Origin of the sequence: Pseudomonas izuensis, from assembly GCF_009861505.1 — a bacterium.
Lineage (GTDB): Bacteria > Pseudomonadota > Gammaproteobacteria > Pseudomonadales > Pseudomonadaceae > Aquipseudomonas > Aquipseudomonas izuensis.
This window is the reverse complement of the sequence record NZ_WTFT01000002.1, coordinates 102,712-122,979: the sequence shown is the minus strand read 5'-3', so window position 1 is coordinate 122,979 and position 20,268 is coordinate 102,712. Positions and strand designations below refer to the sequence as shown.

Genomic DNA, 20,268 nt, shown 5'->3' with positions numbered 1-20,268 from the left:
GTTCCCGTATCAGCGAACGCTGCTGTTGAAACGGCTCGCGCCCGGCAGCTCCAGAACAATTTCATCGCCAACATTCAACGGGCCGACACCCACTGGCGTGCCGGTCAGAATCACGTCACCGGCCTGCAGCGAGAAGCAGCCGGCCATGTGCTGGATCATTGGCACGATCGGGTTGAGCATGGCGCTGCTGTTGCCATCCTGGCGGACTTCGCCGTTGATGGTCAGGCGGATGCCAATGTCAGTCAGGTCGGTAAAGGTGCCAGGGGATACGAACGGAGCAATCACCGCCGCACCGTCGAAGGACTTGGCGATTTCCCAGGGCAGGCCCTTGGATTTCAGCTCGGCCTGTTTGTCACGCAGGGTCAGGTCCAGGGCCGGAGCGAAACCGGAGATGGCATCGAGCACTTCTTCACGGCTTGGCCGGGTCGACAATGGCTTGCCGATCAGCACTGCGATTTCCGCTTCGTAATGCACCGAGCCACGCTCGGTCGGAATGCTGAAACCACCCTCCAGCGGCACGACGCAACTGCCCGGCTTGATGAACAGCAGCGGCTCGGTAGGTACCGGGTTGTCCAGTTCCTTGGCGTGTTCGGCGTAGTTACGGCCGATGCACACCACTTTCCCCAGCGGGAAGTGAATACGCGTACCGTCGACATACTGGTGCTGATAGCTCATGGACCGACTCCTGGTTCGTAGCTCTTGAATTCGAAAGTCAAACAGCGAAAATCTTGCCCGGGTTCATGATGCCGTTCGGGTCGAACACCGCCTTGAGGGCTTTCATGTACTCGATCTCAACCGGGGAACGGCTGTAGGTCAAGTAATCACGCTTGGTCATGCCCACGCCGTGCTCGGCGGAGATCGAACCGTTGTACTTCTCGACGGTTTCGAACACCCACTTGTTGACGGTGGCGCATTTGGCGAAGAACTCGTCCTTGCTCAGGTTTTCAGGCTTGAGGATGTTCAAGTGCAGGTTGCCGTCGCCAATGTGGCCGAACCAGACGATTTCGAAATCCGGATAGTGTTCACCGACGATCGCGTCGATTTCCTTGAGGAATGCCGGCACTTTCGAGACGGTGACCGAGATGTCGTTCTTGTACGGCGTCCAGTGGGAAATGGTTTCGGAGATGTACTCGCGCAGTTTCCACAGGTTCTGCAGCTGGGTCTCGCTCTGGCTCATGACGCCGTCCAGCACCCAGCCCTGCTCCACGCAATGCTCGAAGGTTTCCAGGGCGTGGTTGGCCACTTCTTCGGTGGTCGCTTCGAATTCCAGCAAGGCATAGAACGGGCAATCGGTTTCGAACGGCGCCGGCACGTCACCACGGCCCATGACTTTGGCCAGGGCCTTGTCGGAGAAGAATTCGAAGGCCGTCAGGTCGAGTTTGCTCTGGAAGGCGTGCAATACCGGCATGATCGCGTCGAAATCGGCAGTACCGAGGACCATCGCGGTGAGGTTTTTCGGCGCGCGATCCAGACGCATGGTCGCTTCGACCACGAAACCCAGGGTGCCTTCAGCGCCAATGAACAGCTGACGCATGTCGTAGCCGGTGGCGTTCTTGATCAGGTCGCGGTTGAGTTCAAGTACATCACCCTTGCCGGTGACCACTTTCATGCCGGCGACCCAGTTTCGGGTCATGCCGTAGCGAATCACCTTGATCCCGCCGGCATTGGTACCGATATTGCCGCCAATCTGGCTCGAACCAGCCGATGCGAAGTCCACCGGGTAGTACAGGCCCTTTTCCTCGGCCACGTTCTGCAAATGCTCGGTGACCACGCCCGGCTGACAAACGGCGGTGCGGTCAGTCAGGTTAACGTCGAGGATCTGGTTCATGTAATCGAAGGAGACGACCACTTCGCCATTGGCTGCCACGGCAGCGGCGGAAAGACCGGTGCGACCACCGGACGGCACCAGCGCCACCTTGTGTTTATTGGCCCACAGGACAATGGCCTGGACCTGCTCGGTGGTCTTGGGGAACACGATGGCGGTCGGGGCCGGAGCGAAATGCTTGGTCCAATCCTTACCGTAAGCATTCAGGGAGTCGGCATCGGTCAGCACCTTGCCAGGCTCAACCAGGGTCTTCAGCTCATCAATCAGGGCAGGATTGGTCATCGACAGAATTCTCGAACAATTCATGGTCATCCTGAGAACGCTTCACGTCGCAGGAATGAGTGTTTAGCGGGGCGCATATGCTAGCATACCGACCCCGCAGCATAGTGCCCAACGGCTGTTCTGCGGCGACGGTTTTGTTGCCGTCCGGGTCAGCATCTGTTGACCATTTCCTGCCATTTTTCTCCGGGATACAGGTTTACGCAGATGAGCAAGACTTCTCTCGATAAGAGCAAGATCAAGTTCCTTCTTCTCGAAGGCGTCCACCAATCGGCTGTCGACGTCCTCAAGGCGGCGGGCTACACCAGCATCGAGTACCTCACAGGTTCTCTGCCGGAAGCCCAGCTCAAGGAAAAGATCGCTGATGCTCACTTCATCGGCATTCGTTCGCGCACTCAACTGACCGAAGAGATCTTCGATCACGCGAAGAAGCTGGTTGCGGTCGGTTGTTTCTGCATCGGCACCAACCAGGTCGACCTGGACGCTGCCCGCGAACGCGGCATTGCGGTGTTCAACGCTCCGTACTCCAACACTCGCTCCGTAGCGGAACTGGTGCTGGCCGAAGCGATCCTGCTGTTGCGCGGCATCCCTGAGAAGAACGCTTCCTGCCACCGTGGCGGCTGGATCAAGAGCGCGGCCAACTCCTTCGAAATCCGTGGCAAGAAGCTGGGCATCGTCGGTTACGGCTCGATCGGTACTCAACTGTCGGTCCTGGCAGAAGGCCTGGGCATGCAGGTTTACTTCTACGACACCGTGACCAAGCTGCCACTGGGTAACGCCACCCAGGTCGGCAACCTGCACGAGCTGTTGGGCATGTCCGACATCGTGACCCTGCACGTACCGGAAACCGCTGCCACCCAGTGGATGATCGGCGAGAAGGAAATCCGTGCCATCAAGAAAGGCGGCATCCTGATCAACGCCGCGCGCGGCACCGTGGTCGAGTTGGACCACCTGGCCGCCGCGATCAAGGACAAACACCTGATCGGCGCCGCCATCGACGTATTCCCGGTGGAGCCTCGCTCCAACGACGAAGAGTTCGAAAGCCCGCTGCGTGGCCTGGACAACGTGATCCTGACCCCGCACATCGGTGGTTCCACTGCCGAAGCTCAGGCGAACATCGGTCTGGAAGTGGCCGAAAAACTGGTCAAGTACAGCGACAACGGTACTTCGGTATCGTCCGTGAACTTCCCGGAAGTGGCCCTGCCGGCTCACCCTGGCAAGCACCGCCTGCTGCACATCCACGAGAACATCCCGGGTGTGATGAGCGAGATCAACAAGGTCTTCGCCGAAAACGGCATCAACATTTCCGGTCAGTTCCTGCAGACCAACGAGAAGGTCGGTTACGTGGTGATCGACGTAGACGCCGAATACTCGGAACTGGCGCAAGAGAAGCTGCAACACGTCAACGGCACTATCCGTAGCCGCGTGTTGTTCTGATCGAGCGCGCTGCGCAATAAAAAAGGGAGCTCTCAGGAGCTCCCTTTTTCATGCCGGCCGGAAAGTCATTTCACCGTGATGGTGATTTTTTCCGAGACAATCGGCGGGTCGAACGCCATGTGGTTCTTGTCACCCAGTTCCAGTTGCAACGTGTGCGTACCTGGCTTGAGCTCCAGTTCGGTTTCGGTCTGGGCCTTGCCGAAGTGCTTGTGGTTGTCATCCACAGGGATGGCAGCGCCTGCCGGAACAATGCTCTTGGCATCCACCAACAGATGGTGATGGCCGGTGTTCGGGGTGGCATCACCCGCAGGCGCCAGCGCAATGCCCTTGACTTCAAACTTGACCTTGAACTTGCCATCGACAACGGCACCGCTGGCCGGCTCGACGATGCTCACCGAAGCGCCAACAGGAGCCGGCGTGGCCGCACTGGCCAGCACCGAAACACCCATCAGCAGGCCAGCCAACGCAGCACGTGACATAAAGGTTTTCATTCTCTTCTCCAGTTTTTCCGTAAAATTCGCGTGACCATCACAACTTCATGGTCAATCGTTGTCGAAGGCACTCGACAACCATAGCAAAGCGAGCCTGAATCAAAGGGTCGCGATAAAAAATTCAAAGGAGTGACCATGCGCTTTCTGCCTGGCCTGATCTGCCTGCTACCCCTTTTGAGCCCTTTGGCTCACGCCGAACTGATTGACGACGTAAACGACCGCGGTGAATTGCGCATTGCCCTTGAGGCTAATACACCCCCCTTCAATTTCAAGGAAGACGGCAGTCTTGCGGGCTTCGAAGTCGAATTGGGTCAATTGCTGGCCAACGAACTGGATGTGCGCGCCGACTTTGTCGTCACCGATTCCAGCGATTTGTTGACCGGTGTTGAAAGCGGCAAGTACGACATCGCCATCAATCACATAGCCGAGACCCCGGCACTCAAGGATCGTTTCGACTTCAGCGAACCTTACATTCATGCCGATGCGCAATTGATCGCACAAAAGGACGAGCCGAAGTCGATGCTACTGGTGCAGTCGCTGACAGAAAGCAAACCGAAAGCCAGTGGGCCTGTGAGCCTGGCGATTCCGTTTCAGAAGGGGAACCCGGCGTTTCATGCCAGCCTGGAAAACGCGTTGCAGCGGATCAAGGCCGATGGCCGGCTCGAGGCGCTGGAACAGAAATGGTTTGGGGCGGATTCGGGTGAGATGCCGAAGCCTTGAAATCGCTGGGCAACCCTGTGGGAGCGGGCTTGCCCGCGATGAGGCCATGAGATCCAACCTGAATGTGCCGCCGCCATCGCGGGCAAGCCCGCTCCCACAAGGTATTGTGGTGATTGTTAGTTCTGCGCAGCCAGCGCCTGCGCTGCCTCAGCCAGCTCCAGCTCACTAAAGACTTGCACCCCATTGCGCCTGAGCAACGCCGCCGTCACCCCTTCGCCGCTGACCTTCACGCCACTGAACGTCCCGTCATAGGTCAGCCGATTGCCGCAGGACGGGCTGTTGGCCTTGAGGATGGCAATGCGGATTCCGTGTTTTTGCACCAGCGCCAGCGCCTGATAAGCCCCGGACAGAAACTGCGCGCTGACGTCTTCGCCCTCGGTCGTGATCACCGATGCCTGCCCTTGCAGCACGTCGGCACCCTGCCCGCCCGGAATCTCCGCGGCCGCCCTTGGCGTCGGCAAACCGCCGGCGACTTCCGGGCACAGTGGCACGACCCGCCCTTCGTCGAGCCACCGCTGAAGCTGATCGAACGGCCCGCTGGCGCCGCCGTCATAGCGTACGCGGTGACCCAGCAGGCAGCGGCTTACAAGAATCTTCTGCATGATCAGAACGGCTCGTTGCCCCGACGCCGGAACCACCCGGTCAACGACAGGCGCTCACGGGTCGCGGGCAGGACTTCATGGGGAACCTCTCCCGACAGGAATACCACCAGGCATCCACCCGTCGGCACCACATCGTATGGCACGTCTGCATCCAGGTACATGCGCAACTGACCGCCGTGCTCGGGCAGCCAGGCGTCGTTGAGATAGACCACCGCCGACACCATGCGCCGGTCGTCGTCGCGGAACCGGTCGACGTGCTTGAGGTAGAACGCACCGGGCGGGTACATCGCGAAATGGCTTTCGAAATCTTCCAGGCCCAGGAACAGGTCGCGATTCATCGCCTCGCGCAGGCTGTCCATCAATTGCAAATAGCTGTCGCATGCCTCGGCCTGGCCGGGTTCGATCCACTGGATATGATCGCCGCGAATCCCCTCGCGGATCTCCGAGGAAGGTCCGCGCCCCACCGCTGCCGGAGCCAGTTCGCCCTCGGCTGCACGTTTACGGCACTCGGCCGCCAGCGCCCGGGTCAGATCCAGAGGCAGGAAAATATTCTGCTGTGACCAGCCGTTGGCAGCCAGGTCATCGACGATTCGTAACAGCAGCGGGTGATCAGAAGGTATTTGCATGGCGCGCATAGTATTCCTGCGCCTGGAAATCCGACAGAGCCACGCAGCGGGTTGATACGAATTCTCGACAAGACTGTATGCCACACGGAGAATAGTCGCCTGCTGACAGGAGTCCCTATGCGCCGTTTGCTTCTCTCCCTGCTGATGTTCTGCGTTTTGCCCGCCTGGGCAGACGGCCACGACCAGTTGTACAAGGTCGCCGGCTGGCCGGAACAACGCGCGCATTTCAACGACGCCCTCTCGGCCGCGCAACAACGCTACCAAAGCAGCCTGCCACCGGCGGTGTTCCAGGCGTTGGTCAACAACAGCAATCAGCGCTTTGATCCCAAGGCTGTGGACCGGCGCGCCGAAGCACAATTGCGCAAGAACCTCGCCGATCCGAAGCCTGCACTGGCGTTCTTTCAATCCCCGCTGGGCAAGAAAATCGTCGCCGCCGAGTTGCTCGCGACCCGCCGCGATCAACTGGCGAAAAACGCCAAGGGTTTACCCAAGATGCAGGCCAGCGACAGTCGCCTGCTGATCATCGGCCACCTGGCGCAGGCGTTGCCTGCACGCGAGGCGGGCGCCGAAGTCAGCCTGGCGATTGCCGGTGTCGCCGCCGACAGCCTGAGCTCGATGATCCCCGGCCTGCTCGGCGCGGGCCAGGCCCAGGGCATGCTGAACGGGCAGCGCCAGCGCTTGATGGACCAGATCGGCAGCGACCTGAACAACACGTTGCTGTATGTCTATCGCGACCTGTCGGATGAAGAGCTGGAAGAGTTCGCCACCTTTGCCGAGTCGGCCGAGGGCAAGGCTTATTATCAGGCGGCACTGGCGGCGATCAAGGCGGGATTGGCGGTGGGGCAGGCCAATCCCCAATAGTCTTCAGTGACAGTAAGGGCCTCATCGCGGGCAAGCCTTGCTCCCACAGTGGCCGGTGTGAATCCACAATATTGTGATCAACACATAAACCTGTGGGAGCAAGGCTTGCCCGCGATGAGGCCCTTATTGTCGCTAAAGATTCCGGCCCTTGATCCGCTTGGTCAAAAATCCGAAATACTCCCCCCGCAATGCCAACACTTCATTCGCCAGGTGATGCCGCGCCTCAGGCAGCATCAATACCTGAGGCCGGTCGAACTTCGCCCGCAGCACCTCAAGGTTATGCTCCCAATCCACCGTCATGTCCGCCTGCCCCTGCACAATCAACGGTCGCCGGGGGCTGGCGGGTGCGGCTTCGACGCGTTTGATCCAGCGCGCCAATGCCCCCACCCACGCCGTCGGCAGTCGTAGTGGCTGCAAGGGATCGGCTTGCAGGAACGGCAGGAAATCCGGGTCATTCGAATTTTCACTGAAACGCCGGGCGATGGCTTTGACGAATGGCCTGAGCAGGTAATAACTCAGTTGCGACCAGCCCCACGCCCGCGGCCGCACCAGCGGTGCCAACAGAATCACCTGGCCCTGGGCCGGACTGCTCGCCCCCGCATTCAACACATGGTCGATCACGATCGCGCCACCGGTACTCTGTCCACACAGGTGCCACGGTTGCGGCAGATCAAGTGATCGCGCCTCGGCAAACAGGCCTTGCAGTGCGTCCTGGTACTCGGCGAAATCCTTGATGCTCGCCCGCTCGCCACTGGACAGTCCATGCCCCGGCAAGTCGCAGGCAATCACCGCGAAGCCCTGTTCCAGCGCCCACTCGATCACATGCCGGTAGAGGCCGGTGTGATCGTAAAAGCCGTGGAACACAAACAGCGTCGCCTTCGCCCGCTCCGGCCACCAGACCTGGCTGACCAGCTCATAACCATCGACCTGAAAACGCCCCAGGCCACTGCGTACGTTTCGCGCAGCAAAATCCAGCCCGTAAAACCGCTGATAAGCCTGAGCCTCCGCTGACAGCGGCTGCCCCTCGGCCAATGGCCGCAGGCTCGCGCGCAGGTGATCAGGGTCGAAGTTGACAGGCATGGGCGATTCCAGAGCACTAAACGGACTTTATGGACCTGCGATATTCATCTGTCGCGGCAAGCATGGCAAGCTAGCCGACCTTCGAGGAATGAACCCATGCGATCGCCCTTGCGCGCCACCCTGTTTGCCAGCCTGCTCGCCGTGGTGTGCGCCGGCGCGTTGTGGGCGGCCTACGACTGGTTCCAGGGGCGCTACCTGCGCGCATTCAGCGAGCACACGGCGCTGTTCTCCGGCGACCCGCTGCGCCTGCCCGACACGCTCGCCGGCCCGGGCGCTATCCGCCTCGTCCATTTCTGGGACCCGGCATGCCCGTGCAATGTCGGCAATCAACAACACCTCAGTGAACTGGTCGAGCAATACGGCCCGCAGGGTGTTGAGTTCTACTCGGTGCAAAAACCCGGCAGCCATGGCCAGTTGCCGGGCAACTTGAGCCATCTGAAAACCCTCAGCGTCCTGCCCGGCTCCGAGCAGGTCCCCGCCAGCCCCGCCGTGGCCATCTGGGATCGCAGCGGCAAGCTGGCGTATTTCGGCCCATACAGTGAAGGCCTGACCTGTAATTCCAGTAACAGCTTTATCGAGCCGATCCTGCAGGCGTTAAACGAAGGTCGCGCCGTGAGTGCCACGCACACACTGGCGGTAGGGTGTTACTGCCCGTGGCCTGTCGATACAGCCAGGTAGGGAAAAAAGCGGCAATACGAATCCCTCCTACGGGCGATGGGCCAATTCGGTGAGCCGTGTTAAACAGTGGCACCAGGGAACTGCAGTCGCTCATAACAACAAGGAGTCACCATGAAACGTAGCCTGACCGCTCTCGGCTCGCTGATCGTCACGCTTGTCGCCGTTGGCGGCTGGTACGTCTACAGCAAGCAGCCGACACGCCAGGGCATGGTGGAACTGCAACACCTGCAAGGCTCGGTCACCGTGCGTTACGATGAACGCGGGATCCCGCACATCCGCGCCGAAAACGAACCCGACCTGTACCGTGCCCTGGGTTATGTCCATGCCCAGGATCGACTGTTCCAGATGGAAGTCCTGCGTCGCCTGGCCCGGGGTGAGCTGGCCGAGGTGCTCGGCCCGAAACTGCTCGACACCGACAAGCTGATGCGCAGCCTGCGCATTCGTGAACGCGCCGAAACCTATCTGGCGAATCTGGACAAACAATCGCCCACCTTCATCGCCATGCAAGCCTATCTGGATGGCATCAACCAGTATCAGGACAGCCACGCAAAACCCGTGGAGTTCGATGTGCTGGGCATTCAAAAACGCCCATTCACCGCCCAGGACACCATCAGCATCGCCGGCTACATGGCCTACAGCTTTGCCGCGGCATTCCGTACCGAACCGTTGCTGACGTTCGTGCGCGATCAACTGGGTGCCGACTACCTCAACGTTTTCGATCTCGACTGGCAGCCCAAAGGTGTGCTGGCGAACCAGCACAGCGGCGCCAAGCCGTCCCTGGCCAGCGCCGACTGGAAAGACCTCAACGCCCTCGCCCGCCTAAGCGAACAGGCACTGGCCGACAACGGCCTGCCGCAATTCGAGGGCAGCAACGCCTGGGTCGTGGCCGGCAGTCGAACCAAAAGCGGCAAGCCGTTGCTCGCGGGTGACCCGCACATCCGCTTTTCCGCGCCGTCGGTGTGGTACGAAGCGCAGCTCTCGGCGCCGGGCTTCGAGCTTTACGGTCATTACCAGGCCTTGATGCCGTTCGCCTCGCTGGGCATGAACCGTGATTTCGGCTGGAGCATCACCATGTTCCAGAACGACGACCTCGACCTGATTGCCGAGAAGGTCAACCCGGACAATCCCAATCAAGTCTGGTATCGCGGCAAATGGGTAGACATGGTGACCAGCGAACAGCAGATCGCGGTCAAGGGCCAGGCACCGGTGACCCTGACGCTGCGCCAGTCGCCCCACGGCCCGATCGTCAACGATGCGCTGGGCAACAGTGTCGGTAAAACGCCGATTGCCATGTGGTGGGGGTTTCTCGAAAGCCAGAACCCGATACTGGAAGGCTTCTATCAGCTCAACCGTGCCGACACCCTGGCCAAGGCGCGCAGCGCTGCGGCCAAGGTCCAGGCTCCCGGCCTGAATATCGTCTGGGCCAACGCCAAGGGTGACATCGGCTGGTGGGCCGCGGCGCAATTGCCCAAGCGGCCTGCCGGGGTACGCCCATGGTTCATCCTCGACGGCAGCAGCGCCGAGGCGGACAAGGACGGTTTCTACCCGTTCAGCGCCAACCCACAGGAAGAGAACCCGACGCGGGGCTACCTCGTCTCCGCCAACTTCCAGCCCGTGTCACCGACGGGCATGGAAATTCCCGGTTACTACAACCTGGCCGATCGTGGCCAGCAGCTCAACTATCAGCTCGGCGACAAGAGCATCAAGTGGGATCTGGAGTCCAGCCAGAAGCTGCAACTGGGCACCACTACAGCCTACGGTCCGCGCCTGTTGGCGCCATTGCTGCCGGTGCTGCGTACGGTGGTGAGTGACCCTGCCGAGTTGAAACTGGTGGAGCAACTGGCCCAATGGAAAGGCGATTACCCACTCGATTCCACCAGTGCCACCGTGTTCAACCAGTTCCTGTTCAACCTGGCTGACGCGGCGATGCGCGATGAATTGGGCAACGATTTCTTCGAAACACTGCTCTCAACCCGGGTGATCGATGCCGCGCTGCCGCGCCTGGCGGCGAACCCCGACTCACCGTGGTGGGACAACCGCAGTACCCTCGGCAAGGAAACCCGTGCCGATACGGTCAAGGTAGCGTGGCAGGCCAGCATCGCCCACCTCAAGGCCACCCTCGGCACCGATTCCGCGCAATGGCAATGGGGCAACGCGCACACCCTGACCCATGGTCATCCGCTGGGCCAGCAAAAGCCGCTGGACCGTCTGTTCAACGTCGGCCCGTTCGCCGCCCCCGGCAGTCATGAAGTGCCAAACAACCTGTCGGCGAGGATCGGCCCGGCACCCTGGCCGGTGACTTACGGCCCCTCCACCCGGCGCCTGATCGACTTCGCCGATCCGGCCCACAGTCTGACCGTCAACCCGGTCGGCCAGAGCGGCGTGCTGTTCGACCGTCACTATGACGATCAGGCCGAAGCGTATATCGAAGGGGTGTACTACCAGGCGCATCTCAATGAAGAAGAGGTGGTGGCGAATACACGGAGTACCTTGAAGCTGTTGCCGGCGCGGTCAGGACAATAGATCTCGGTTGTCTGGGCGGACGCCATCGCGAGCAGGCTCGCTCCTACAATGGGTCTTCCTGCACCGGACCACTGTAGGAGCGAGCCTGCTCGCGATGAGGCCCGGATAAACACCACAAAGTTCAGCTCAGACCATCGCCGCAAAATTCTGCCTGAACTGCTGCGGCGTCACCCCCAGCCTGCGGTTGAACACGCTGCGCATATGCTGGGCATCACGAAATCCGCACTGGTACGCCACGGTCTTGAGCGGTGCGCTGGTGCTTTCCAGCATCACTCGCGCCGCATCCACCCTCGCCCGCTCGACGAATTCGGCCGGGGTGATTTTCGCTTCCCTGGCAAATACCCGGGAAAAATTGCGCGCACTCATGTTGGCGGCCTTGGCCAGGTCAGCGATGGTCAGGTCGCCGGTCAAGTTGGCCAATACGTAGTGCTGGACCATCGCCACGGCCGAGGTCGGCTCGGCGTGGGGTGTAAGGAACGGGCTGAATTGTGACTGGCCACCCGAGCGCTGGGTGAACACCACCAGCCGCTTGGCCACGCTCAGCGCCACGTCCGGCCCGTGATCACGACCCAACAGGTACAACGACAGATCAATTCCCGCCGTGACACCGGCCGAGGTATAGAGCTCGGCATCCTGCACGTACAAACGGTCGGCTTCGACCCGAGTCGTCGGGCACAGCGCGGCCAGCGTCGCGGCATCGCTCCAATGGGTGGTCACCGTCCGCCCCTCCAGCAATCCCGCCCGGGCAAGCATGAACGCGCCATTGCAGATCGAACCAAAGCGCGCAGCCCGCGCACAGGCATCACGCAGCCAGGCATCGAACGCGGCACCGAAATCCATGAACGGCAATTGCGGTCCGCCGGCAACCAACAGCAGGTCGCAGGCCTGCAACGCTTCGCTGAAATGCCGATGGGCGCTCAGCGCCAGACCGTTGGAACACGCCATCACCCCGCGCTCCACGCCAATCACCTCCAGCCGATAGTGATCCTCAGGCGGGAGGAAACGATTGGCCTCGGAAAACACATCCATGGGTCCGGTAACGTCCAGTGACTGGACGCCGGCGAACACCACGATGGCGATGGTTTTTTGCATGGTTGGAAAAGCTCTTGGGGGATCAGAGTCGACACAAACCGCTTTTGTGGGAGCATGCGGGCGGCGATCCGACTTGCCAGCGATGGCGATCTCAAGGGCGCCATCGCGGGCAAGCCTTGCTCCCACAAAAAAGCGAGCATGCAACTCACCGTAGCGAATAAGTACGTTGGAAGCGAGGCTGGCGCGATATGCATGCTTATTGACCGGGATCGCAGCCATGGATCGATTGTCCGGTTCGGGGTGCCCGAACAGACTGGACACCTCAGCGCCGCCAAGGCGTTCACTTTGAGGAAACGCCCATGAGCACCACCATTGCCGGTATCAAAATCCCCGACAGCGCATTGGCAAAAGCCGCCACCGAATACATCCGCGACATCGAATCCGACTTGCTCTATCACCACTCGCGTCGGGTGTTTCTGTTCGGTGCGCTCAGCGGAGAGCGCAAGCAACTGGCCTACAATCCGGAGTTGCTGTACATCGGCGCGATGTTCCATGACCTGGGTCTGGTGGAAGGTTACCGCAGCGACAACGAGCGTTTCGAAGTCGATGGCGCCAACGCCGCAGCGGCGTTCCTCAAGCCTTACGGATTCAGCGACGACGATATCGAGCAGGTCTGGCTGTCGATTGCCCTGCACACCACGCCGGGTGTGCCGCAACACCTGCGGCCGACCGTGGCGCTGGTGACCGCCGGCGTTGAGATGGATGTGCTAGGCATGGACTACGCGGCGTTTTCCACCGTGCAGCGCGAAGCGGTGGTGCATGCGCATCCACGGGGTGAAGGGTTCAAGGAGTGCATCATCTGCGCCTTCGCCGACGGCTTGCGTCATCGTCCGCAGACTACGTTCGGCAACGTGAAGACCGATGTGCTGATGGATCAGGAGCCGGGGTTCAAGCCGATGAACTTTGTCGAGGTCATCCGCAATTCTCCCTGGATCGCATAGAGCCTTGTAGGAGCCGGCTTGCTGCGGGCGGCGTTCCGACGAAGGTGGGTCAGCAACATTGATGTCGACTGACACACCTTCGCCAGCAAGCCGGCTCCTACAGGGGATTTGGGTTGATCACGAAGGTGTGGTCAACCCAATTTGAGGTTCAAGCCGCTTCCGGCGCCTGCGCGCGGCGCACGTCCGGTTGCTTCCAGGAGTCGGCAGCGCCTTCTTCGATAGCCTGCTGAATCGCACGCTTGCGGCTTTCTTCGGCACGACGGCTGAAGAACCACACAAAGAAGGTCATCAACGATACCGCCAACAGAATCAGGCTGGCCACGGCGTTGATTTCCGGCTTCACGCCCAGGCGCACCGCGGAGAACACTTCCATCGGCAGGGTCGTGGACCCGGGACCCGACACGAAGCTCGCCAGTACCAGGTCATCCAGGGACAGGGCGAAAGACATCATGCCACCAGCCCCCAGGGATGGCGCGATCATCGGGATGGTGATCAGGAAGAACACTTTCCACGGTTTCGCACCGAGGTCCATGGCCGCCTCTTCGATGGACAGGTCCAGCTCACGCAAGCGCGCCGACACCACCACCGCCACATACGCCGCACAGAACGTGGTGTGGGCGATCCAGATGGTCACGATGCCGCGTTCCTGTGGCCAACCAATCATCTGTGCCATGGCCACGAACAGCAGCAACAGCGACAGGCCGGTGATCACTTCCGGCATCACCAGTGGCGCGGTGACCAGGCCACCGAACAGCGTGCGGCCCTTGAAGCGGGTGATGCGGGTCAGGACGAACGCGGCCAGCGTTCCCAGCGCGACTGCCGCAACCGCCGTGTAGCAGGCGATTTCCAGCGAGCGCACCACCGAACCCATCAGTTGTGTATTGTCCATCAGGCCGACGTACCACTTGATCGACCAGCCGCCCCATACCGTCACCAGTTTCGAGGCGTTGAACGAGTAGATCACCAAAATCAGCATCGGCGCGTAGATGAACAGCAGACCCAGTACCAGCATCAGGCTGGAGAAACGGAAGCGCTTCATTCTTTACCCTCCATTTCCTTGGCCTGACTGCGGTTGAACAGGATGATCGGCACAATCAGGATCGCCAGCATCACCACCGCCAGGGCAGACGCCACCGGCCAGTCACGGTTGTTGAAGAACTCTTGCCAGAGCACTTTACCGATCATCAGGGTTTCCGGGCCGCCGAGCAGTTCCGGGATCACGAACTCACCCACCACCGGGATGAACACCAGCATGCAGCCGGCGATGATGCCGTTCTTGGACAACGGGATGGTGATCTTCCAGAAGCTGTTGAAGGTGCTCGAACCCAGGTCCGACGCGGCTTCCAGCAAGCTGTGATCGTGCTTCACCAGGTTGGCGTACAGCGGCAGGATCATGAACGGCAGGTAGGAATAAACCACACCGATATAAACCGCCAGGTTGGTGTTGAGGATCTGCAGCGGCTCATTGATCCAGCCCATGCTCATCAGGAAGCCGTTAAGCAGACCGTTGTTGCTGAGAATGCCCATCCACGCGTAGACGCGGATCAGGATCGCGGTCCAGGTCGGCATCATGATCAGTAGCACCAGCACCGTTTGCAGCTCTTTGCGGGCACTGGCGATGGCGTAGGCCATCGGGTAGCCGATCAGCAGGCAGAGGATGGTGCTGAAAAACGCCATCTTCAACGAGCCAAAGTACGCGGCGATGTACAACTCGTCGCCGGCCAGCATCGAGTAGTTGCCCAGGTTCAACAGAATCTGCAGCTTCTGCTCGGCGTAGTTGTAGATCTCGGTGTACGGCGGAATGGCCACGTCGGCTTCGGCGAAGCTGATCTTCAGGACGATGAAGAACGGCAACATGAAGAACATGAACAACCAGATGAAGGGAACCCCGATGACCAGCTGACGGCCACCGGGAATTATTCGATTGAGGCGGCGTTTGAGTTTGCGCATGTTCATGAGCGAAGTACCACGCCGCTGTCGTCTTCCCAGTACACGTAGACCTGGTCACCCCAGGTCGGACGTGTGCCGCGGCGTTCGGCGTTGGCGACGAAGGACTGGACGATCTTGCCGCTCGGCAGTTCGACGTAGAACACCGAGTGCCCGCCCAGGTAGGCGATGTCGTGCACCTTGCCGCTGGACCAGTTGTATTCGCAGGTCGGCTGGGTCGGGGTCACGATCAGTTTTTCCGGACGGATCGCGTAGGTCACGGATTTATCCTGCACCGAGGTGCTGATGCCGTGGCCCACGTAGATCTGGCGGTCCAGGTCCTTGCAGGTGATGGTCGCGTGGCCTTCGGCGTCGTCAATCACTTCGCCGTCGAAGATGTTGACGTTACCGATGAATTCGCAGACCAGGCGACTGGTCGGGGTTTCGTAGATGTCGATCGGGCTGCCGATCTGGGCGATCCAGCCCAGGTGCATGATCGCGATGCGCTCGGCCATGGTCATGGCCTCTTCCTGGTCGTGGGTCACCATGACGCAGGTTACTCCGACGCGCTCGATGATCTCCACCAGCTCCAGCTGCATTTGCGAACGCAGCTTCTTGTCCAGTGCGCCCATCGGCTCATCGAGCAGCAGCAACTTCGGCCGCTTGGCCAGCGAACGGGCCAGGGCCACACGTTGACGCTGGCCGCCGGACAACTGATGCGGCTTGCGCTTGGCGTACTGGCTCATCTGCACCAGCTTGAGCATATCGGCCACTCGCGCATCGATTTCAGCGGCGGGCAGCTTGTCCTGCTTGAGGCCGAAGGCGATGTTCTGTGCCACGGTCATGTGCGGGAACAGGGCGTAGGACTGGAACATCATGTTGATCGGCCGCTCGTAGGGCGGCATGTCGGTGATGTCTACGCCATCGAGGAAGATGCGCCCCTCCGTGGGCCGTTCGAAACCTGCGAGCATGCGCAGCAAGGTCGATTTGCCCGATCCCGAACCGCCGAGCAAGGCGAAGATTTCGCCTTTCTTGATTTCCAGGGACACATCGTCCACGGCAATCGTCTCGTCGAACTTCTTCGTGACCCGGTCGATTTTGACCAGCACCTGCTTAGGTGACTGGTCGCCCTCGAGGGCTTTCTTATAGGCGCCGGAGGCAACTGCCATTTACGAAACTCCCAAAAAAAAGAGTGCAGTTCGCTCAAGGTGAGCCAACTTTGGATAGTTTGAGCCTTGAAGCTATTTACCCGACTTGACCTTGGTCCAGCTGCGGGTCATCAAACGTTGTATGTTTGGTGGTAACTCGATGGACACGTAGGTCTTGTCGAGGACTGTTTGCGGTGGATAAACCGCTTCGTCGGTGCGAATGGACTGTTCCATCAGTTTGTCCGACCCGGGATTAGGGTTGGCGTAGCCGACATAATCACTGACCTGGGCGATCACCTCAGGTTTCAGCAAATAGTTGATGAACGCGTGTGCTTCCTTGACGTTGGCCGCATCCTTCGGAATCGCCAGCATGTCGAACCACAGCGCGCCACCTTCCTTGGGAATGGTGTAGGCGATCTTCACGCCTTTCTTGGCTTCCTTGGCCCGGTTGCGGGCCTGGAACATGTCACCGGAAAACCCGACCGCGATGCAGATATCGCCGTTGGCCAGGTCGGTGATGTACTTGGAAGAGTGGAAGTAGGTCACGTAAGGCCGCACCGCCAGCAACTTTTCTTCGGCCTTTTTGTAATCTTCGGGGTTGGTGCTGTTGGCATTGAGGCCCATGTAGTTGAGCACGGTCGGCATCATCTCATCGGCGGAGTCGAGGAACGCCACGCCGCAACTGTGCAGCTTCTTGATGTTCTCCGGCTCGAACAGCACGGCCCAGGAGTCGATCGTGTCGACACCCAGTACAGCCTTGATCTTGTCGACGTTGTAACCGATGCCATTGGTGCCCCACAGGTAAGGCACCGCGTACAGGTTACCCGGATCGTTCTGTTCCAGACGCTTGAGCAATACCGGGTCGAGGTTCGAATAATTCGGCAACTTCGACTTGTCGAGTTTCTGGAAAGCCCCGGCCTTGATCTGCTTGCCAAGGAAGTGGTTGGACGGCACGACCACGTCGTAACCGGTGCGCCCGGCCAGCAATTTGCCTTCCAGGGTTTCGTTGGAGTCGAACACGTCATAGACCGGCTTGATCCCGGTCTCTTTCTGGAAGTCGGCCAGGGTGGACTCGCCGATGTAGTCGGACCAGTTATAAATATGCACGGTGCCGGCGGCCTGGACACTGACGGCAAGCGTCAGTCCGGCGCCGAGCAACATGGCATTGCGCAACAAAGAAGAAATAGGCAAGTGGAGGTCCTCTAAAATTAGTTGGGCCCAAGTTGCCCCGCGTTACATGACAACCGTGATTGCCCAGCAACAAAACCGGCGCGCAACTTACCCTCGAAAAACCGTTCCAGCAAAACTTTTGTCATTTAATTCAACCTGTTGTCGCCATCACCTGGATGACGACAACAGGCTATTGCATCAAACCGGCTTATTTACCGGATTTGATTTTGGTCCAGCTGCGGGTCATTTCACGCTGGGTCGCCGCTGGCAGGTCGGCGATGGCATACAACTTGGCCTGCACGTCGGCCGGCGGGTAGATGCCTGGATCGCTGGTGATGTCTTTCTCCACCAGAGGTGTTGCAGCGGCGTTGCCGTTCGGGAAGCGTACGGCGTTGGTGATACCGGCCATGACTTCAGGCTTCTGCAGGAAGGTCATGAACTTGTAGGCGCCTTCGACGTTCTCGGCATCCTTGGGAATGGCAACCATGTCGAAGAAGCTGCCCGCACCTTCTTTCGGAATGGCGTAGCTGACTTTCACCTTGTCACCGGCTTCGGCGGCACGGGACTTGGCCTGCTGCACGTCACCCGAGTAGCCGACGGCTACGCAGATGTTGCCGTTGGCCAGGTCGGAGATGTACTTGGACGAGTGGAAATAGGTGATCGATGGACGAATCTTGAGGAACAGATCCTCGGCTTTCTTGATGTCTTCTTTCTTCTGGCTGTCGGTTGGCAGGCCCAGGTAGTGCAGCGCGACCGGGAGCATTTCGGTCGGCGAATCGAGGAAGCTCACACCGCAACCCTTGAGCTTGGCGATGTTTTCCGGCTTGAGCAGGACGTCCCAGGAATCGATGGTGTCCACGCCCAGCGCAGCCTTGACCTTCTCCGGGTTGTAGCCGATGCCGATCGAGCCCCACATATACGGGAAGGCGTGCTTGTTGCCAGGGTCGCTGACCGAAACGGCCTTGAGCAGGTCCTGGTTCAGGTTTTTCCAGTTAGGCAGCTTGGACTGGTCCAGCTCCTGATAGACGCCGGCCTTGATCTGCTTGGCCAGGAAGTTGTTCGACGGTACGACCACGTCGTAGCCGGACTTGCCCGCCAGCAGTTTGGCTTCCAGGGTTTCGTTGCTGTCGAATACGTCGTAGACCACCTTGATCCCGGACTCTTTCTCGAAGTTCGCGATGGTGTCCGGAGCGATGTAGTCGGACCAGTTGTAAACGTGCAACACCTTGTCGTCCGCGTGTACTGCGCCCGCCATCATGCCCGCAATGGACAGGGCGAGCAGAGTCTTGCCAGCAAGCTTTTTACCTAATGCCTTCATGCGTCATGCTCCAAATTTTTCTTTTTTTGAACCACTTTGTTCAGCGGCCGAACCCGGACAACTGGAACCGCGGCTAGTCTGGCAAGATCCGAGGCGGTCTTTCAAGGAAAGGCCGCCCTTTATGGCGACGCTGAGCGAAAGTTTCATACTCCCGCTCAGAGCCTAGCACTTAGCCCTGCAGTGCACTCAGGGTCAGGTCCAGGCACTTGCGCGCCTTGGCCACCAGCTCATCGATTTCCTCTTTGCTGATCACCAGCGGCGGCGCGATGATCATGGTGTCCCCCACGGCACGCATGATCAGCCCGTTATCGAAGCAGAATTGCCGGCAGATCATGCCGACGCCCTTGCCTTCATAACGCTTGCGCGTGGCCTTGTCCTGGACCAGTTCGATGGCCCCCAACAGACCCACCCCACGAACTTCGCCCACCAACGGGTGATCGTTCAGCTCCCGCAGACGTTTCTGCAAATACGGTGCCGTTTCCGATTTCACGCGCTCGACAATTTTTTCGTCGCGCAGGATACGGATGTTTTCCAGACCCACAGCGGCTGCGACCGGGTGACCGGAGTAGGTGAAGCCGTGGTTGAAGTCACCGCCTTCGTTGAGTACTTCGACCACTTCATCACGCACAATCAGGCCACCCATCGGGATGTAGCCGGAGGTCAGGCCTTTGGCGATGGTCATCATGTCGGGCTTGAGGTCGTAGAAATCGCTGCCGAACCACTCACCGGTGCGACCGAAACCACAGATCACTTCGTCGGCGACGAACAGGATGTCGTACTTGGCGAGGATTTCCTTGATGCGCGGCCAGTAGCTGTCTGGCGGAATGATCACGCCACCGGCGCCCTGGATCGGCTCGGCAATAAAGGCACCGACGTTGTCGACGCCGACTTCCAGAATCTTCTCTTCCAGCTGATTGGCTGCCCAGATGCCGAACTCTTCCGGCGTCATGTCGCCGCCTTCAGCGAACCAGTACGGCTGGGCGATGTGGACGATGCCCGGAATCGGCAAGTCGCCCTGTTCGTGCATGTAGGTCATGCCGCCCAGGCTCGCGCCGGCCACGGTGGAACCGTGATAGCCGTTCTTGCGGCTGATGATGACTTTCTTCTTCGGCTGGCCCTTGATCGCCCAGTAGTGGCGGACCATACGCAGCATGGTGTCGTTGCCTTCGGAGCCGGAACCGGTGAAGAACACATGGTTCATGCCTTCTGGCGCGATGTCGGCGATGGCCTTGGCCAGTTCCAGTACCGGCGGGTGAGCGGTCTGGAAGAACAGGTTGTAATACGGCAGTTCGCGCATTTGCTTGCTGGCGGCATCGGCCAGTTCATCACGACCGTAACCGATCGCCACGCACCACAGGCCGGCCATGCCGTCGAGGATCTGGTTACCTTCGCTGTCCCACAGATAAACGCCCTTGGCGTTGGTGATGATCCGCGGGCCTTTCTCTTTCAGCTGCTTGAAGTCGCTGAACGGGGCCAGGTGGTGATCGCTGCTCAGGGTTTGCCATTCACGGGTTTGCGGGTTCTTGTTGGTCATACGGATCTCCTAAAAAA

The 20,268-nt window shown here is 59.9% G+C and carries 19 protein-coding genes; 6 read left to right on the top strand and 13 right to left on the bottom strand.

Annotated elements, in window-relative coordinates; all coding sequences use genetic code 11:
* Positions 1 to 9 precede the first annotated feature (9 nt).
* Both GPL81_RS00755 and GPL81_RS00750 read right to left on the bottom strand, forming a co-directional pair.
* Complete coding sequence (locus GPL81_RS00755) at positions 10 to 675, bottom strand: fumarylacetoacetate hydrolase family protein (RefSeq protein WP_160104817.1); 666 nt, start codon at positions 673 to 675, stop codon at positions 10 to 12.
* 37 nt (positions 676 to 712) lie between these two features.
* A complete protein-coding gene (locus GPL81_RS00750) occupies positions 713 to 2,107 on the bottom strand; it encodes an FAD-binding oxidoreductase (protein WP_096514349.1) in 1,395 nt (464 codons plus the stop codon).
* Between the two features lie 204 nt (positions 2,108 to 2,311).
* On the opposite strand from GPL81_RS00750, the gene serA reads away from it, so the two are divergent.
* On the top strand, positions 2,312 to 3,541 hold the full coding sequence (gene serA, locus GPL81_RS00745; RefSeq protein WP_077048552.1) for a phosphoglycerate dehydrogenase: 1,230 nt from the start codon (positions 2,312 to 2,314) through the stop codon (positions 3,539 to 3,541).
* Positions 3,542 to 3,606: 65 nt separating this feature from the next.
* Here the strand turns inward: serA and GPL81_RS00740 are convergent, their stop codons facing one another.
* Entirely contained in the window at positions 3,607 to 4,032 is a 426-nt protein-coding gene (locus GPL81_RS00740) for a DUF4399 domain-containing protein (RefSeq protein ID WP_096514347.1), read from the bottom strand.
* Positions 4,033 to 4,167: 135 nt separating this feature from the next.
* On the opposite strand from GPL81_RS00740, the gene GPL81_RS00735 reads away from it, so the two are divergent.
* Positions 4,168 to 4,752 carry a transporter substrate-binding domain-containing protein gene (locus GPL81_RS00735; RefSeq protein WP_160104816.1) on the top strand — a complete coding sequence of 195 codons (585 nt, stop codon included), beginning with the start codon at positions 4,168 to 4,170 and terminating at the stop codon, positions 4,750 to 4,752.
* 116 nt (positions 4,753 to 4,868) lie between these two features.
* Here GPL81_RS00735 and GPL81_RS00730 read toward each other — a convergent pair whose 3' ends face one another.
* Together GPL81_RS00730 and GPL81_RS00725 are read right to left on the bottom strand one after the other, a co-directional pair.
* A complete protein-coding gene (locus GPL81_RS00730; protein WP_160104815.1) occupies positions 4,869 to 5,354 on the bottom strand; it encodes a 2-thiouracil desulfurase family protein in 486 nt (161 codons plus the stop codon).
* 2 nt (positions 5,355 to 5,356) lie between these two features.
* On the bottom strand, positions 5,357 to 5,989 hold the full coding sequence (locus GPL81_RS00725; protein ID WP_096514344.1) for a 2OG-Fe(II) oxygenase: 633 nt from the start codon (positions 5,987 to 5,989) through the stop codon (positions 5,357 to 5,359).
* Positions 5,990 to 6,097: 108 nt separating this feature from the next.
* Here GPL81_RS00725 and GPL81_RS00720 point away from each other — a divergent pair, with 108 nt between their 5' ends.
* Entirely contained in the window at positions 6,098 to 6,841 is a 744-nt protein-coding gene (locus GPL81_RS00720; protein ID WP_096514343.1) for a DUF2059 domain-containing protein, read from the top strand.
* 132 nt (positions 6,842 to 6,973) lie between these two features.
* Here the strand turns inward: GPL81_RS00720 and bipL are convergent, their stop codons facing one another.
* Complete coding sequence (gene bipL / locus GPL81_RS00715) at positions 6,974 to 7,921, bottom strand: phospholipase BipL (RefSeq protein WP_160104814.1); 948 nt, start codon at positions 7,919 to 7,921, stop codon at positions 6,974 to 6,976.
* Between the two features lie 96 nt (positions 7,922 to 8,017).
* Here bipL and GPL81_RS00710 point away from each other — a divergent pair, with 96 nt between their 5' ends.
* Together GPL81_RS00710 and GPL81_RS00705 are read left to right on the top strand one after the other, a co-directional pair.
* Positions 8,018 to 8,599 carry a DUF6436 domain-containing protein gene (locus GPL81_RS00710; RefSeq protein WP_160104813.1) on the top strand — a complete coding sequence of 194 codons (582 nt, stop codon included), beginning with the start codon at positions 8,018 to 8,020 and terminating at the stop codon, positions 8,597 to 8,599.
* A gap of 111 nt (positions 8,600 to 8,710) precedes the next feature.
* The gene (locus GPL81_RS00705) at positions 8,711 to 11,122 is read left to right on the top strand and encodes a penicillin acylase family protein (RefSeq protein ID WP_160104812.1); all 2,412 of its coding nucleotides are present in this window, start codon (positions 8,711 to 8,713) and stop codon (positions 11,120 to 11,122) included.
* Positions 11,123 to 11,248: 126 nt separating this feature from the next.
* Here GPL81_RS00705 and GPL81_RS00700 read toward each other — a convergent pair whose 3' ends face one another.
* Positions 11,249 to 12,214 (bottom strand): GlxA family transcriptional regulator, encoded by a 966-nt coding sequence (locus GPL81_RS00700; RefSeq protein WP_160104811.1) that lies wholly within the window; start codon positions 12,212 to 12,214, stop codon positions 11,249 to 11,251.
* A gap of 299 nt (positions 12,215 to 12,513) precedes the next feature.
* Between GPL81_RS00700 and GPL81_RS00695 the strand changes: the two genes are divergently transcribed.
* Positions 12,514 to 13,155, top strand: coding sequence for an HD domain-containing protein (locus GPL81_RS00695; protein ID WP_160104810.1), 642 nt, complete (start codon positions 12,514 to 12,516; stop codon positions 13,153 to 13,155).
* Positions 13,156 to 13,303: 148 nt separating this feature from the next.
* On the opposite strand, the gene GPL81_RS00690 is transcribed toward GPL81_RS00695, so the two are convergent.
* The 6 genes from GPL81_RS00690 to GPL81_RS00665 form a co-directional block, all read right to left on the bottom strand.
* Positions 13,304 to 14,194 carry an ABC transporter permease subunit gene (locus tag GPL81_RS00690; protein ID WP_160104809.1) on the bottom strand — a complete coding sequence of 297 codons (891 nt, stop codon included), beginning with the start codon at positions 14,192 to 14,194 and terminating at the stop codon, positions 13,304 to 13,306.
* A complete protein-coding gene (locus tag GPL81_RS00685; RefSeq protein ID WP_246218866.1) occupies positions 14,191 to 15,072 on the bottom strand; it encodes an ABC transporter permease subunit in 882 nt (293 codons plus the stop codon). The genes GPL81_RS00690 and GPL81_RS00685 overlap by 4 nt, the downstream gene beginning before the upstream one ends.
* A 35-nt stretch (positions 15,073 to 15,107) precedes the next feature.
* The gene (locus GPL81_RS00680; protein ID WP_096514335.1) at positions 15,108 to 16,250 is read right to left on the bottom strand and encodes an ABC transporter ATP-binding protein; all 1,143 of its coding nucleotides are present in this window, start codon (positions 16,248 to 16,250) and stop codon (positions 15,108 to 15,110) included.
* Between the two features lie 72 nt (positions 16,251 to 16,322).
* A complete protein-coding gene (locus GPL81_RS00675) occupies positions 16,323 to 17,420 on the bottom strand; it encodes a polyamine ABC transporter substrate-binding protein (RefSeq protein WP_160104807.1) in 1,098 nt (365 codons plus the stop codon).
* A gap of 187 nt (positions 17,421 to 17,607) precedes the next feature.
* Positions 17,608 to 18,717, bottom strand: a complete 1,110-nt coding sequence (locus tag GPL81_RS00670) for a polyamine ABC transporter substrate-binding protein (protein WP_096514333.1) — start codon at positions 18,715 to 18,717, stop codon at positions 17,608 to 17,610.
* Between the two features lie 169 nt (positions 18,718 to 18,886).
* On the bottom strand, positions 18,887 to 20,251 hold the full coding sequence (locus GPL81_RS00665; RefSeq protein WP_160104806.1) for an aspartate aminotransferase family protein: 1,365 nt from the start codon (positions 20,249 to 20,251) through the stop codon (positions 18,887 to 18,889).
* Positions 20,252 to 20,268 lie beyond the last annotated feature (17 nt).

Bases quoted from the DNA above. Each gene is read 5' to 3' on its own strand.
- GPL81_RS00755 (WP_160104817.1), bottom strand. From the start codon at position 675: ATGAGCTATCAGCACCAGTATGTCGACGGTACGCGTATTCACTTCCCG.
- GPL81_RS00750 (WP_096514349.1), bottom strand. From the start codon at position 2,107: ATGACCAATCCTGCCCTGATTGATGAGCTGAAGACCCTGGTTGAGCCT.
- serA (WP_077048552.1), top strand. From the start codon at position 2,312: ATGAGCAAGACTTCTCTCGATAAGAGCAAGATCAAGTTCCTTCTTCTC.
- GPL81_RS00740 (WP_096514347.1), bottom strand. From the start codon at position 4,032: ATGAAAACCTTTATGTCACGTGCTGCGTTGGCTGGCCTGCTGATGGGT.
- GPL81_RS00735 (WP_160104816.1), top strand. From the start codon at position 4,168: ATGCGCTTTCTGCCTGGCCTGATCTGCCTGCTACCCCTTTTGAGCCCT.
- GPL81_RS00730 (WP_160104815.1), bottom strand. From the start codon at position 5,354: ATGCAGAAGATTCTTGTAAGCCGCTGCCTGCTGGGTCACCGCGTACGC.
- GPL81_RS00725 (WP_096514344.1), bottom strand. From the start codon at position 5,989: ATGCGCGCCATGCAAATACCTTCTGATCACCCGCTGCTGTTACGAATC.
- GPL81_RS00720 (WP_096514343.1), top strand. From the start codon at position 6,098: ATGCGCCGTTTGCTTCTCTCCCTGCTGATGTTCTGCGTTTTGCCCGCC.
- bipL (WP_160104814.1), bottom strand. From the start codon at position 7,921: ATGCCTGTCAACTTCGACCCTGATCACCTGCGCGCGAGCCTGCGGCCA.
- GPL81_RS00710 (WP_160104813.1), top strand. From the start codon at position 8,018: ATGCGATCGCCCTTGCGCGCCACCCTGTTTGCCAGCCTGCTCGCCGTG.
- GPL81_RS00705 (WP_160104812.1), top strand. From the start codon at position 8,711: ATGAAACGTAGCCTGACCGCTCTCGGCTCGCTGATCGTCACGCTTGTC.
- GPL81_RS00700 (WP_160104811.1), bottom strand. From the start codon at position 12,214: ATGCAAAAAACCATCGCCATCGTGGTGTTCGCCGGCGTCCAGTCACTG.
- GPL81_RS00695 (WP_160104810.1), top strand. From the start codon at position 12,514: ATGAGCACCACCATTGCCGGTATCAAAATCCCCGACAGCGCATTGGCA.
- GPL81_RS00690 (WP_160104809.1), bottom strand. From the start codon at position 14,194: ATGAAGCGCTTCCGTTTCTCCAGCCTGATGCTGGTACTGGGTCTGCTG.
- GPL81_RS00680 (WP_096514335.1), bottom strand. From the start codon at position 16,250: ATGGCAGTTGCCTCCGGCGCCTATAAGAAAGCCCTCGAGGGCGACCAG.
- GPL81_RS00670 (WP_096514333.1), bottom strand. From the start codon at position 18,717: ATGAAGGCATTAGGTAAAAAGCTTGCTGGCAAGACTCTGCTCGCCCTG.
- GPL81_RS00665 (WP_160104806.1), bottom strand. From the start codon at position 20,251: ATGACCAACAAGAACCCGCAAACCCGTGAATGGCAAACCCTGAGCAGC.